The 14822-nt window shown below is 39.7% G+C and carries 10 protein-coding genes; 7 read left to right on the top strand and 3 right to left on the bottom strand.

The genetic code is table 11. From position 1 onward, the window contains the following. Positions 1-109: 109 nt before the first annotated feature. Together VYM24_RS01535 and VYM24_RS01530 are read right to left on the bottom strand one after the other, a co-directional pair. Complete coding sequence (locus tag VYM24_RS01535) at positions 110-880, bottom strand: ABC transporter ATP-binding protein (RefSeq protein WP_291553333.1); 771 nt, start codon at positions 878-880, stop codon at positions 110-112. Beyond that, positions 877-1620, bottom strand: coding sequence for an MlaE family ABC transporter permease (locus VYM24_RS01530; RefSeq protein ID WP_007210210.1), 744 nt, complete (start codon positions 1618-1620; stop codon positions 877-879). Before VYM24_RS01530 ends, VYM24_RS01535 begins: the two co-directional genes overlap by 4 nt. A 123-nt stretch (positions 1621-1743) precedes the next feature. Between VYM24_RS01530 and lptB the strand changes: the two genes are divergently transcribed. After that, entirely contained in the window at positions 1744-2499 is a 756-nt protein-coding gene (gene lptB / locus VYM24_RS01525; RefSeq protein WP_007218708.1) for an LPS export ABC transporter ATP-binding protein, read from the top strand. A gap of 120 nt (positions 2500-2619) precedes the next feature. Here the strand turns inward: lptB and VYM24_RS01520 are convergent, their stop codons facing one another. After that, entirely contained in the window at positions 2620-2868 is a 249-nt protein-coding gene (locus VYM24_RS01520) for an RNA recognition motif domain-containing protein (RefSeq protein WP_007210212.1), read from the bottom strand. A 452-nt stretch (positions 2869-3320) separates the two neighbouring features. On the opposite strand from VYM24_RS01520, the gene tig reads away from it, so the two are divergent. The 6 genes from tig (at position 3321) to VYM24_RS01490 (ending at position 14698) form a co-directional block, all read left to right on the top strand. Then, on the top strand, positions 3321-4676 hold the full coding sequence (gene tig, locus VYM24_RS01515; RefSeq protein ID WP_299092190.1) for a trigger factor: 1356 nt from the start codon (positions 3321-3323) through the stop codon (positions 4674-4676). Between the two features lie 139 nt (positions 4677-4815). Continuing rightward, positions 4816-5478, top strand: coding sequence for an ATP-dependent Clp endopeptidase proteolytic subunit ClpP (gene clpP / locus VYM24_RS01510; RefSeq protein WP_007210214.1), 663 nt, complete (start codon positions 4816-4818; stop codon positions 5476-5478). Positions 5479-5480: 2 nt separating this feature from the next. Continuing rightward, positions 5481-6728, top strand: coding sequence for an ATP-dependent Clp protease ATP-binding subunit ClpX (gene clpX, locus VYM24_RS01505; RefSeq protein ID WP_007218710.1), 1248 nt, complete (start codon positions 5481-5483; stop codon positions 6726-6728). Between the two features lie 169 nt (positions 6729-6897). Continuing rightward, positions 6898-9081: a DNA helicase RecQ gene (recQ, locus tag VYM24_RS01500; RefSeq protein ID WP_007210216.1), complete on the top strand. Its 2184-nt coding sequence runs from the start codon at positions 6898-6900 to the stop codon at positions 9079-9081. Between the two features lie 245 nt (positions 9082-9326). Continuing rightward, positions 9327-11741, top strand: coding sequence for a Kelch repeat-containing protein (locus VYM24_RS01495; protein WP_330941295.1), 2415 nt, complete (start codon positions 9327-9329; stop codon positions 11739-11741). Between the two features lie 257 nt (positions 11742-11998). Next, complete coding sequence (locus VYM24_RS01490) at positions 11999-14698, top strand: GH116 family glycosyl-hydrolase (protein WP_330941294.1); 2700 nt, start codon at positions 11999-12001, stop codon at positions 14696-14698. Positions 14699-14822: the final 124 nt, after the last annotated feature.

Here is a 14822-nt window from a genome sequence, read left to right as displayed (position 1 = left end):
TATGTCGTGAGGATATATGTCAATTCTATTAACTGGTTTTATGAGAAAAAAGCGTCCGGGGATATCTCCGGACGCTCTTATTTATGACAGATGGATGAGATTAAGCGGCTTATCCCTCTATGTTTTGTACTTCCAATTCCTTTACTTTACGGAAGAGATCGGATGCAAAGATGAAGTCATTCAATTTCTTGTTGCTAGAGGTGAAGATATCATCCTTACTGCCTTCCCATTCTTTATATCCGTCGTAGATATAGATAATTTTCTCACCTATTCCCATAACAGAGTTCATATCATGAGTATTGATGAGGGTGGTCATATTATATTCATGCGTGATGTCGTGTACCAGTTCGTCAATGACGAGCGACGTCTTTGGGTCCAGACCAGAGTTTGGTTCGTCGCAGAACAGGTATTGAGGATTCAGAGCAATGGCACGGGCAATGGCGACGCGCTTTTGCATACCACCACTGATCTCTCCCGGAAATTTGTCCTTTGCTTCTGCCAGATTCACGCGGTCCAGGCAGAACATAGCACGGCGGGTACGGTCGCGGAATGTATCGTTACTGAACATGTTTAATGGAAACATCACATTATCCAATACAGTCATGGAATCGAACAATGCTGCACTTTGGAAAATCATTCCCATTTCTCGGCGCAATGCTTTCTTTTCCTTCTTGCCCATGGCGAGGAAATTTCGGTTATCGTATAATAATTCACCACGTTCCGGCGTCAGTAGTCCGACAATACATTTCATCAGTACTGTTTTCCCTGAACCACTTTGTCCGATGATGAGATTCGTTTTTCCGTTCTCAAAAGTGGCGTTGATATCCTTCAATACATCCCTGCCTTCAAATGATTTCCAAAGTCCTTTCAGTTCAATCATCCCATTAAGAGTTTAGTTAATATTAAGTCGGCAAATAAGATAAGTACGCTGCTGCATACCACAGAGTCCGTAGAGGCTTTGCCTACCTCTATAGAACCGCCTTCGACGGTATAACCGAAAAAGGCCGATACACTGGCAATGATAAAAGCGAAAAACAATGATTTGATAATACCGCACCAGATGAACCATTCCACAAACATGTATTGTAAACCGTATTCCAGATCTACCGCCGACATGATGCCACCGAACCAACATGTGGCAAAGGCTCCGATGATACCGGCAAAGATACTGAACGTCACCAGGAAAGGGATGGTGGTGACCATGGCAAAAATTTTGGGTAATATCAGGTAATTGGCTGAATTAACTCCCATGATCTCCAGTGCGTCGATCTGTTGTGTCACTCGCATGGTTCCCAGCTCTGAAGCGATATTGGAACCTACTTTTCCCGCTAATATCAGGCACATGATGGAGGAAGAGAATTCCAATAGCATGATTTCACGCGTCACATAGCCTACCGTCCAACGCGGCATAAACGGGCTTTCGATATTTAGCTTGATTTGTATGGTGATAACAGCGCCGATAAAGAACGAAATCAGCAACACAATGCCGATAGAGTTCACGCCGAGTTGCCCCATTTCGTTAATGTATTGACGGAAGAACATACGCATACGCTCTGGTCGGGCAAAAGTACGCCCCATCAACATGATGTATCTTCCGACAGTTTTAAGTGCTTTTATCATGACTCTTAACTATTTTGTCTGCAAATATAGCCCATTTTCAGCTGATAATTGCTACATTTGCCGCAAAATGTGTGAGTGACAAGCTTGTCACTTGTGGTTTTGACAGTTTGTAACTGAAAGAATATGGAAGAAAGTAAAATGGTGCTTCGCACCGAAGACTTGGTGAAAAAGTACGGTAAACGTACAGTAGTGAGCCACGTCTCCATAGATGTGAAGCAGGGAGAGATTGTAGGTTTGCTGGGACCGAACGGTGCCGGTAAAACGACTTCATTCTATATGACCGTTGGATTGATTACGCCGAATGAGGGACGTATCTTTCTGGATGATCTGGATATTACGAAATATCCGGTGTACAAGCGTGCGCAAACCGGAATCGGATATCTGGCACAGGAAGCATCCGTATTCCGCCAAATGAGTGTGGAAGATAATATTGCTTCGGTACTTGAAATGACAGATAAGCCTTTGGAATATCAGAAAGAAAAACTGGAAAGTCTGATTGCGGAGTTTCGTTTGCAGAAAGTGCGTAAGAATAAGGGTAATCAACTTTCGGGTGGTGAGCGCCGCCGTACGGAGATTGCTCGCTGTCTTGCTATTGATCCTAAGTTTATCATGCTCGATGAACCTTTTGCAGGAGTTGATCCGATTGCGGTAGAGGATATTCAGCAGATTGTGTGGAAGCTGAAAGATAAAAATATTGGTATTTTGATTACTGACCATAACGTGCAGGAAACATTAAGTATTACTGACCGTGCTTATTTGTTGTTTGAAGGTAAAATCTTGTTCCAGGGGACACCGGAAGAATTAGCAGAAAATAAAATTGTGCGTGAAAAATACCTGAGTAATAGCTTTGTGCTGCGTCGCAAAGACTTTATGAAATAGTGATTAGGGGTAAGTGATTAGTGCAACATTAATCATCTATTCCTAATCACTAAAAACAAAGTCCGCCTGCTCTCTTTCTGAAAGGGTGCAGGCGGACTTGTTTTCTTTTCTCCTGTATAATTAGTATTTCGGAGGTCTTGCTTCTTTAACTACCATGTTACGGCCAAAATATTCGGCTCCATCGAGTTCTTCAATAGCTTTAGCTGCAGCTGCTGCATCTTCCATTTCTACAAATGCGATACCTCTGAAACGACCGGTTTCGCGATCTTTAATAAATTTGACTGCGGTTACAGCACCGTAATCTTCCATGACCTTTTGGAGGTCTGATTCCCTAACTTTGTAGTTAAGGTTTCCTACGTAAATGTTCATAATGAAAATGTAAAATAAATAAATGAATAAAACTCTCTTGGAAGGGTAACTATAATAAAAGGATCACAACAACAGAGAGTTTACAAAAGCGTTTCATGAAAAACGGAAGTAAAAACCATGTACTGAAAATCTAAGAACTAATGTATTACCATTCCGCAACAAAGAAACATAATTATTTCGGATTTTCCATATTTTCTTTCTGTTTTTTTGCTTTTTATTCCGATTCTGAAGCTAAATGCCTAATATAATTACGATCTGTAGTTTATGGGGAATAATCATAATTATGTTTTCATTAAACAATACAGGGAGTATGATTTAGTGATAACTAATCTCTCCTTTTGTTATAAAGAAATAATTCAGCAATGTTTTTTTGATAATTGAAAGAATAACGCTAATTTTGCACCCTCATTTGAGATTGGAACAAAGTATAAATCAAATAAATAATTGTCAGAATGAACGTTTCATTACAAAACATTGACAAAGTAAGCGCTCTGCTTACTGTGAAGCTTGAGAAAGCCGATTATCAGGAAAAAGTTGATAAATCATTGAAAAATCTTCGTCAGAAAGCTCAGGTTCCGGGATTCCGTCCGGGGATGGTGCCAATGAGTCTGGTGAAGAAAATGTATGGCAAATCTGTTATTGCTGAAGAAGTAAACAAGGCACTTTCAGAAGCTGTATATAAGTATATTCAAGATAATAATGTATCTATTCTCGGCGAACCGCTGCCAAATGAAGATAAGCAACCGGATATTGACTTCGATACTATGGAAGAATTCGAATTCCTTTTCGATATTGCTCTGGCACCTGAATTCAAAGCTGAAGTAAGCGCTAAAGATAAAGTTGAGTATTATTTGATTGACGTTACCGAAGATATGGTAAACAATCAGGTGAAGGCTTACACACAACGTAATGGTAAGTACGAACAAGTGGACGTTTACGAAGATAACGATATGCTGAAGGGATTGCTGGCTGAATTGGATGAAAACGGCAATACTAAAGAAGGTGGCATTCAGGTAGAAGCAGCTGTAATGATGCCGTCTTACATGAAGAATGATGAGCAAAAAGCTATCTTTGCCAATGCAAAAGTAAATGATGTACTCGTATTCAATCCTTATACTGCATGGGATGGTAATGCAGCTGAACTGTCTTCTTTGTTGAAGATCGATAAAGAAGAAGCCGCTGAGATGAAATCTAACTTCAGTTATCAGGTAGAAGAAGTGACTCGTTTTGTAGCAGGTGAACTGACTCAGGAAATTTTCGACCAGGTATGTGGTAAAGATGTTGTGAAGACTGAAGAAGAATTCCGTGCTAAAGTAAAAGAAGTAATTGCTAATCAGTTTGTAGCAGACACTGATTATAAATTTCTGATCGACGCTCGTAAGATGTTGATGGAGAAAGTTGGCAAGTTGGAATTCCCTGATGCATTGCTGAAACGCATCATGCGCATGAATAACCAGGACAAAGACGAGAAATTTGTAGAAGACAACTATGATAAGAGTATCGAAGAACTGACATGGCACCTGATCAAGGAACAGTTGGTGAAAGCTAACGATATCAAGGTTGAACAGGAAGATGTAGTCAATATGGCTAAGGAAGCTACCCGTGCACAGTTCGCACAATATGGTATGATGAGTGTTCCTGAAGATCTTCTGGAAAACTATGCAAAAGAAATGCTGAAGAAGAAAGAAAGCGTTGAAGGTTTGGTAAACCGTGTTGTTGAAACTAAATTGGCTTCTGCTTTGAAGTCTCAGGTGACGCTGGAAAACAAAACAATTTCTGCAGAAGAATTCAATAAGATGTTTGAATAAGCTTTTTTATTCTGAAAACAGTTTAAAAACATTAAGAAACACAGAGTCTTATATCATATAACTCTGTGTTTTTTTGTGTCTCTGTGTTCTTTTTTGTTTCTTTGCATTTCAATTTACTAAACCTAAAAAAGAAAGTAATATGGATGATTTTAGAAAATACGCTACCAAGCATTTAGGTATGAATAGCTTGGTGTTGGACGATGTGATTAAATCACAAGCCGGGTATTTAAATCCTTATATCCTGGAAGAACGTCAACTCAATGTAACCCAGTTGGACGTTTTCTCCCGCTTGATGATGGATCGCATCATTTTCCTTGGTACACAGGTTGACGATTATACCGCTAATACTTTACAGGCGCAGTTACTGTATCTGGATTCGGTAGAACCGGGTAAAGATATTTCTATTTATATTAATTCACCGGGTGGTTCCGTATATGCGGGATTGGGTATCTATGATACAATGCAGTTTATCACGAGCGATGTGGCTACTATCTGTACAGGTATGGCAGCAAGTATGGCTGCAGTGTTGCTGGTGGCAGGTGCAGAAGGCAAGCGTTCGGCGCTGACCCACTCTCGTGTAATGATACATCAGCCAATGGGTGGTGCACAGGGACAGGCTTCGGATATTGAAATCACGGCACGTGAAATTCAGAAGCTGAAAAAGGAACTGTATACTATTATTGCTGACCACTCTCATACTCCTTTCGATAAAGTTTGGGCAGACTCTGATCGTGACTACTGGATGACGGCGCAGGAAGCCAAAGAGTATGGCATGGTAGATGAAGTGTTGATTAAAAAATAAATATGGCAGACTCAAAAAGAAACAAAAATAGGTGTAGTTTCTGTGGGCGTACGGAAGATGAAGTCGGATTTCTGATTACGGGAATGAACGGCTACATTTGTGATAGTTGTGCCACTCAGGCCTATGAGATCACTCAGGAGGCGCTGGGTGGAGCAAAAAGGAGTGGCGCTGCAACGAAACTGAACCTGAGGGAACTTCCGAAACCTTTAGAAATAAAAGAATTCCTTGATCAATACGTCATTGGACAGGATGATGCAAAACGTTTCCTTTCCGTGTCGGTATACAATCACTATAAACGCCTGTTGCAAAAAGACGGCGGTGATGATGTGGAAATTGAAAAGTCTAATATCATCATGGTAGGTAGTACCGGAACGGGAAAGACGCTGCTTGCACGTACCATTGCTAAATTGCTTCACGTACCTTTTACTATTGTAGATGCTACAGTGCTTACTGAGGCTGGATATGTGGGCGAAGACATTGAAAGTATTCTGACCCGCCTGCTTCAGGTGGCAGATTACAATGTTCCCGAAGCTGAGCAGGGTATTGTGTTCATTGATGAAATTGATAAGATTGCCCGTAAGGGAGATAATCCTTCCATTACACGTGATGTAAGTGGAGAGGGTGTTCAACAAGGTTTACTGAAATTGCTGGAAGGTTCTGTTGTGAACGTTCCGCCCCAGGGTGGACGCAAGCATCCCGATCAGAAGATGATTCCGGTGAACACAAAGAATATTCTTTTTATTTGCGGTGGAGCATTCGATGGCATTGAGAAGAAGATTGCTCAGCGTCTGAATACACATGTGGTGGGCTATAGTGCAGTGCGTAACACAGCGGTAATTGATAAAAGCAATATGATGCAATATATTGCTCCTCAGGATTTAAAGTCATTCGGTCTGATACCCGAAATCATCGGTCGTCTGCCGGTGCTGACTTATTTGAATCCGTTGGATCGTGCCGCTTTGCGCTCTATCCTGACCGAACCTAAGAACTCCATTATAAAACAATATGTTAAACTGTTTGAGATGGATAATGTGGAACTGACATTCGAGGCGACTGTCTTTGAGTACATCGTAGATAAAGCTGTAGAATACAAGTTGGGAGCTCGTGGATTGCGATCCATTGTGGAAACCATTATGATGGATGCTATGTTCGAAATCCCGTCCGAACACAAGGATCACTTTGAAGTGACGTTGGATTATGCTAAACACCAGCTTGAAAAAGCAAACATTGCAAAACTGCAAACTGCTTAAAATCAAATGGTAAGGGTACACGAAACCGACTATTTTGTTTTTTATTGAAAAATATTCATTGGATTATGCTTGAAATTTAAGAAGTTGTTTATAACTTTGTTAGAGTTCTTACAAAAAGAATAGCTAACCGAGATGTTAAACAATCACTCAAAAAACAACCTAATGAATCATGGCAGGGAAGAAGATTAATTTGACAGACCAGCTGAAGAAGTACTTCGGATTTGACACATTTAAAGGAAATCAGGAGGCTATCATACAAAATCTGTTGGCAGGTAACGATACATTTGTGCTGATGCCTACAGGTGGAGGAAAATCACTATGCTACCAGTTACCGTCATTAATGATGGAAGGTACGGGTATTGTGATTTCTCCGTTGATTGCCCTAATGAAGAACCAAGTCGATGCGATGCGTAACTTCAGTGAAGAAGATGGTATTGCCCATTTTATCAACTCTTCTCTTAATAAAGGTGCGATAGATCAGGTGAAGTCTGACATCCTCAGCGGTAAGACAAAGTTACTGTATGTAGCTCCCGAATCGCTGACGAAAGAGGAAAATGTAGAGTTTCTGAAGACAGTGAAGATTTCCTTCTATGCTGTAGACGAGGCCCACTGTATCTCTGAATGGGGACATGACTTCCGCCCGGAATATCGTCGTATCCGCCCTATTATCAATGAAATCGGAAAAGCTCCGGTGATTGCTCTAACTGCGACTGCGACCCCTAAAGTGCAACATGATATCCAGAAGAATCTGGGTATGATTGATGCCGAAGTGTTCAAGTCGTCGTTCAATCGTCCAAACCTCTATTATGAGGTACGTCCCAAGACCAATAACATAGATAGAGATATCATCAAGTTCATCAAGAATAATTCGGAAAAGTCGGGCATTATTTATTGCTTGAGCCGGAAAAAGGTGGAGGAGCTTGCTGAGATTCTACAGGCGAATGGTATTAATGCCCGCGCATACCATGCAGGAATGGATTCTGCAACACGCACGCAAAATCAAGACGACTTCTTGATGGAGAAAATAGATGTGATTGTAGCTACCATTGCTTTTGGTATGGGTATTGACAAGCCTGATGTGCGTTATGTTATTCATTATGATATCCCGAAAAGTCTGGAAGGATATTATCAGGAAACAGGACGTGCCGGAAGAGATGGGGGCGAAGGACAGTGTATTACTTTTTATACCAATAAAGACTTGCAGAAACTTGAAAAGTTCATGCAAGGTAAACCTGTGGCAGAGCAGGAAATCGGTAAACAGCTTCTGCTGGAAACCGCTGCTTATGCCGAATCTTCCGTATGTCGTCGAAAGACGCTGTTGCATTACTTCGGTGAAGAGTATATGGAAGAGAACTGTGGAAATTGTGACAACTGTTTAAACCCGAAAAAACAAGTGGAGGCTCAAGAATTATTGTGTACCGTGATAGAGGCTATTCTCGCGGTGAAAGAAAATTTTAAGGCAGATTATATCATCGATATTATACAAGGACGTGAAACTACCGAAGTGCAGGCGCATCTGCATGAAGACCTGGAGGCTTTCGGCTCCGGCATGGGAGAAGAAGACAGAACATGGAATGCTGTCATTCGCCAGGCGCTCATTGCTGGTTACTTGAGTAAAGATGTGGAAAATTACGGTTTGCTGAAAGTAACGGATGAAGGAAAGAAGTTCCTGAAACATCCTAAATCGTTCAAGATAACCGAAGATAATGATTTCGAAGAAGTGGAAGAAGAAGCTCCGGCAAGGGGTGGTGGCTCTTGTGCTGTCGATCCGGCTCTTTATTCCATGCTGAAGGATTTACGTAAGAAGCTTTCCAAGAAACTGGAAGTACCGCCTTATGTAATTTTCCAGGATCCTTCATTGGAAGCCATGGCAACCATTTATCCGGTGACACTGGATGAATTGCAAAACATTCCTGGGGTAGGTGCAGGTAAGGCTAAACGCTACGGTGAGGAGTTTTGCAAGCTGATAAAACGTCACTGTGAAGAGAATGAAATCGAACGCCCTGAAGACTTACGTGTTCGTACGGTTGCTAATAAATCCAAGATGAAAGTGGCTATTATTCAGGCTGTAGACCGTAAGGTGGCATTGGATGATATCGCACTTTCCAAAGGCATTGAGTTTGGTGATTTACTGGACGAAATCGAGGCGATTGTTTATTCTGGTACGAAGTTGAATATTGATTACTTCCTGGATGAGATTATGGACGAAGACCACATGTTGGATATCTATGATTATTTCAAGGAATCTACTACTGACAAGATAGATGACGCACTTGATGAACTGGGTGATGATTTCACGGAAGAAGAAGTAAGGTTGGTTCGTATTAAGTTTATTTCTGAGATGGCGAATTAAAGATAAGAATACATTTTTGTTAAAACCGGGCTTATGTTTCATGAGTCCGGTTTTTAAGTTATATATTTGTCTGGTTAATAAATAAGTAACTACATGACAAGGAAATGATAATGAGATATATAGGATCTTTCATATTGCTACTTTGTTTTTTATGCTTGCGAGCTAATGCTCAAGGTCTTGAATTTAATACTTATGAATCTGAAACTATACAAAAGACAAGCTATTCTGTTTTTGATGAAAATCCTTTGACCTTTAAAGGTCATTTCTCTATATCTTATGATTTGGCTATTCAGGATTATGGATCTTTCGGTTATATATTCCGATTAAAAGATCTGAAGCGTGAAAATGCAGATATTTACAGTTTTGTTTTCTCTTATGACAATGACGAACGGAGTTATCTAAAGTTTAATATTGAGGCAAAAGAATGTCTTATTATAGATACTCTATGTAATAAAACACTTGGCCCTTGGCGTTGGATACCCATAGAAATCTCCTTTTTTTTAAAAGAAGATTCTGTATGCCTTACTATTGATAAGCGACAATATCAATCAGGAAAATTAGGCTTATCCGGAGAATTGACTCCTACCATCATGTTCGGAAGTAGTAAGTTTTCTGAAGAAATTCCTTCTTTTGCAATACGGAATTTAGTAATTTCCGACATGGATCAACAAATCAATTTTCCTTTGAATGAAAGTTCCGGTATTCTTGTTCATGATAAACAAGGAAAGATCAGAGGAAAAGCAATTAACCCAATCTGGTTAATAAATAAATCTTATTATTGGAATCTGCTTCATTCGCAGGCTTCTGAAAGTACGGCGGGGTATAATTATGATTCCAAATCTGGCAATTTTGTCTATTTTAATAGTGACTCTCTGTATACCCTGGATATCCGCCGTAATATCTGGGAAGGGTATAAGCATCAACCCCTACCGATGAAGATGTATTTGGGAACAAACTTTTTCTATCCGGATTCTCATTCTGTTTATATCTATGAAGTGGATAATCATGCGGATGTTTGTACCATTTGTGCTTTGAATGTACTTACAGGAGAAGTGGAAAAGGTTGATGATAAATTTTTGCCTTCACAGCGACACCACCATTCTTCTTATCTGGATACTATTCATAATAAGTTCTATATTTTTGGAGGTTTTGGTTCACGGAAATATACCAATACATTAGAAGTATATGATTTGGATCAAAAGTCATGGAATACTATTAAATTGAAAGGTGATTTTGTAGCCCCTCGTTTTTTCTCTTCTATGGGAGCGTTGAATGCTAATGAGTTGCTTTTGTTTGGTGGCACTGGGAATAGTAGTGGGGATCAGAGTATCGGGAAAATATACTATTATGATCTTTATAAGATAAATCTGAAAGATTCGACCGTGCAGAAAGTGAGGGACTTCTCTTATGATGGAACTCAGATTGTTCCGGTAAGAAACCTTCTTTTATCTGATGATGGAGCTTCTTTTTATACGTTGTGTTATCCTATGCAGGAAGCTTCTTCCCATTTGCAGCTTTATAAGTTCTCGTTGCAGAATGATTCCTATGAAGTATTAGGTAATTCTATTCCTATGGAGTCGAAGGCCATTTTATCTAATGCAAACCTTTATTATAATAAAGAAACAAAGGAGTTTTATTGTTGTACGCAAGAATTTAATGAACGTGGCGGAGAATCTTCGGTGACGCGTTTTTATTCATTGTCGGCACCTGCCATTGCAGAGAGCGCATTGTTTTTATATGCTGTTGAAGAAGGACTTTCTTTGCGTGCTGTTATTTTTGTAATGATTGTTGTACTGGTATTGATTATTGGCATTGCGTATTATTTGAAAAGGAAGAAGGAGAAACAACTGATGCCTAAAGCCACACCTATTCGTGAAACTTTCACTCAGGTTGAAAATAGAAAGTCATCACAGGCAAATGCTTTGTATCTGTTTGGGGAATTCACTATAATAGATAAAAAAGGAAGAGATATCACTCATCTATTTAGTTCCAAGATAAAGCAGCTGTTCTTACTTACTTTCCTGAATGGTTTAGGTAATAAGGAAGGCATTACCTCGAATTATATTTATGGGCTGTTATGGCCTGAAAAAGAATTGAGTAGTGCCAAAAATTTGAAGGGCGTAACAATAAATCGATTAAGAAAAATACTGGATGATTTAGAAGGTATTGAATTGGTGTATACTAATAGTCGCTATTCTATCCAATTGTCAGAGGCTTTCTATTGCGATTATCAACAATATCTTGAACAAATGAATAAAATCCGGCAAAGTGATGCATCTCAGGAAGTCAGCCAATCACTGATCGGAATTTTGTCGCGAGGGAAATTCTTAAAGTCTATTGACGACTCTATGTTTGATTCCTTTAAGAGCGAACAAGAATATGAATTGCATGAGATGTTGACGATTGAGTTGAATAATCTATATATGAAAGCTGCGTATGAGCAGGTTGTTCAATTGGCTGAAATCTGGCTGAGAGTAGATTCATTGAATGATACGGCTTTGTGGTATATGCTGAATGCCTGCCATAAGCTGAAGAAGGAAGATCAGGCAATGAAGAAATATTATCTGTATATTGCAGAATATAATAAAAGTATGGGTAATAACTATTCATATTCTTACTCTGATATCATACACAATGACTTAAGGACAAGTTTTCAATAATCAGAAAAAAAGGACTGTTTCCAATTTATAAGTTTCTATATTTAGAGGCAATCTTTTTATGTCTGTAACTTTATGCCATAGAGCATAGATTTTCTTAAATTAATCGGGTAATTAATAAAATACCTCTCAAAATTAACCCTCGATTAACCCTAATGTAACCGCTATTGTAATCTATCAGCATCTATTTTTGCACTCGAACGCTAACGAAAGCAGAAGTAGATTCATAACTTCTATTATTAATCTTAAAAAACACATGTATGAGTAAAAGAACCTTTGTCTCTTTAGCCTTTTGCCTTGCAGGAATGTTTGCACTGTATGGACAAGAAGAAAATCAGAACAATTATGGTGTCGATGAAGCCAATACCAAGTTCAGTCTTCAAAGTGGAGTTTTAGGTGGAGAAACCAACTATACTTACCTTTCATTAAAAGATCATGAAGACGTAAGCGGAGTGCCCTTGGGTGGTATTGGAGTAGGCAATATAAATTTCGCTCCAAGTGGCAAATTCACCAGGATAGGAATGAATAATATTCATACTCCTATTAAACGTTCGGAGCATTCATTCTTCTCTTTATGGACACGGAAGGGAAATGAAAAAGAAGCTGTTCGTCTGGTTAGGGATAATCATGTTTTGTATGGAATGAAGGGAGTAGAACATACTCAATATAGAGGATTATTTCCTACAGCAGAATTAAGTTATGCGGATAATAATTTGAAAGTAACCCCTGTAATTCGTGCCTATTCAGGATTGGTGCCGCACAATGTGAAAGATTCCTCTTTGCCGGTAGTATGGTTTGAGGTTGATCTCATATTTCAGGAGGACATGGAAGCTGCATTAGCCTTTTCCTGGGAAGATTTTATCGGGTTGTTTAATGATCCGAAGAGCTTGGAAGGTTTTGATAATGGTCAGTTATTGAGCGAAGGTAGAGCTAATATAAATAATGGAGAAAACTGGCCGTTGCGTGAGAAAGCTAAAACCTATGTAGAACCTTATCAGATGGGGAGTCTGAAAGGACTGATACAATATGCTGCAGATAACTTACAACCTCGCAAATTGACTTTTCAGAACTATGTGAATCAAGTGGTGATTGCAGTGGAAGAAGAAAAGAATGTATTTTATCTTCCAGCTTATCGTTCGAATTCTGAAGCATGGGATCAGTTTAGAAATAATGGAGAATTCACTTCTTCACTAACCAAAAATGTACTGACGGAGCAATCTCAAACTTCTTCTGCTTCTGCACTGGCTGTTAAGACACAGTTGAAAGCGGGTCAAAAGAAAACAATTCGTTTTATGCTGGCATGGTATGCTCCTGAACTGCAGATTGATGCGGCAGCCCTTCCTATCGGTAGCTACTGGCCTTGTGGGGCTGACTACAATAAATACTATCATAATTATTTTAATAGTATGAATTCTCTGGTGAGCTATGCTGTATCCAATAGGGCAAGAATTGCCCGACAGACTACGGAGTGGCAGATCCCGGTTCTTGAGAGTAGCCTTCCTGACTGGTATAAGTTTAAGCTTATTAATAGTGGATATGTCATTTACACCAATATGGTACTTACTAAAGGAGGTGATGTTATGGTTAATGAGGGAGCTATGGGTGGTTTTGCCGGAACAATGGATCAACGTCTGAGTTCACATCCTTTTTACCAGAAATTTTTCACTCAACTGGATCGTTCGGAGATGGATATTTTTGCAGATGCAATGGATCCGGAAGGTTATATACTTCATTTCATCGGACATTACTATGTAGGTATGGGTACTGTAGGTGGTCGTGTGCCAACGGAAAAGGGTTGGATGTTGGACAATACTTCCGGCTGGATCATACAACTTGTTAAAGACTATGAGCAGACTGGTGATACAGAGTACTTGAAAGCGCATCTTACGGGAGTTAAAAGAGCCATGAAGTTCTTATATAGTCGTATGCCCCAAGGCAGTACAATACCTGTAGGTCCTACTACGTACGATGATTTTACTCATCCTCCTTTGTATTCTTACTATGCAGGTGTATGGCTGACTACACTCAAGGCTTACGAAGCTATAGGAAAAGCTATTGGAGATGAAAGCATCGTGAAACAGGCGCAACAACAGTTTGCTACCTCTCAGAAAGAGGTTCTTGAGAAGTTGTGGAACGGACGTTTCTTTGCCTACGGCTGTGAACCGGATGGCTCCAAAAGACTAGATAATGTATTGTTTACGGGCCAGTTGGCAGGTCAGTTCCTGAGCCGTTACTGCGGATGGGGAGACGTGTATCCTATGGATATAGTGAAGGCATCTATGATATCTCAATGCAAGATTTCCCTTTCCAAGTCTCCTGATTATTACGCTAATAAAGTGTGGGATATCAATCAGAACCGGGGCATTGATAATAGGGGATCACAATGCTGGCCCTTCTATCTGGAAAGTTATACTGCTTTGGCCGGTATGCAGGCGGGATTTTATGAAGATGCCATGGACATTATGAAACACATCCAATTAGTACATCTGCGTAAAGGATGGACATGGACTCAAAACTTGTGGAACCCCAGTGACATTACTTATATGACAGCTCCGGTAACTTGGTTCTCTACAGATGTATTGGCTGGTGCAGGCGTTAACATTCCCCGAAAAGAATTGCGTCTGGCTCCTGTAGTGGCCGATGATAAAGTAATCAGCATCCCTTTGTTTTATCCTAACTTTTGGGGAGTAGTAACTGCTGATCCTCAGAAGAAATCCATTACTTTCAAAATAACGAAGAAATATGGTAAAGAGCGGATCAGTTTCAATAAAGTGATATCGGAGCCTGCGGGACTTCCTACTTCCGAAAAGAGAGAAATCGAAATTAAAGAGTTTGTGGTGGAAGAGGGAAAAACGTTGGATCTGAGTCCGTATTGGGATCGCATTATTGACAATCGTTTGGAAGCCCCGGTACTTTCGGAGGCGGATAAACATGACTTTCGTTACGTAACAATAAAATAAGAATGTTAACCCCTAAAAGAAAATGCCTATGTTAAAAGAAAAGATTAAATGACCCCAAGAATGTATCCACTGAGAAAAGTTGGAAACGTAACATTTAGAAATCTTTTATGTAATTGTAAAGTTA

The sequence above is a fragment of the Bacteroides sp. MSB163 genome (assembly GCF_036416795.1).
Taxonomy (GTDB): Bacteria; Bacteroidota; Bacteroidia; order Bacteroidales; family Bacteroidaceae; genus Bacteroides; species Bacteroides maternus.
The sequence above is the reverse complement of the archived record's forward strand: the minus strand, read 5'-3'. Positions and strand labels throughout refer to the sequence as shown.

Coding starts and splice junctions, on each gene's coding strand:
- VYM24_RS01520 (WP_007210212.1), bottom strand. CDS start 2,868: ATGAACATTTACGTAGGAAACCTTAACTACAAAGTTAGGGAATCAGAC.
- lptB (WP_007218708.1), top strand. CDS start 1,744: ATGGAAGAAAGTAAAATGGTGCTTCGCACCGAAGACTTGGTGAAAAAG.
- VYM24_RS01535 (WP_291553333.1), bottom strand. CDS start 880: ATGATTGAACTGAAAGGACTTTGGAAATCATTTGAAGGCAGGGATGTA.
- recQ (WP_007210216.1), top strand. CDS start 6,898: ATGGCAGGGAAGAAGATTAATTTGACAGACCAGCTGAAGAAGTACTTC.
- clpP (WP_007210214.1), top strand. CDS start 4,816: ATGGATGATTTTAGAAAATACGCTACCAAGCATTTAGGTATGAATAGC.
- VYM24_RS01530 (WP_007210210.1), bottom strand. CDS start 1,620: ATGATAAAAGCACTTAAAACTGTCGGAAGATACATCATGTTGATGGGG.
- tig (WP_299092190.1), top strand. CDS start 3,321: ATGAACGTTTCATTACAAAACATTGACAAAGTAAGCGCTCTGCTTACT.
- clpX (WP_007218710.1), top strand. CDS start 5,481: ATGGCAGACTCAAAAAGAAACAAAAATAGGTGTAGTTTCTGTGGGCGT.
- VYM24_RS01490 (WP_330941294.1), top strand. CDS start 11,999: ATGAGTAAAAGAACCTTTGTCTCTTTAGCCTTTTGCCTTGCAGGAATG.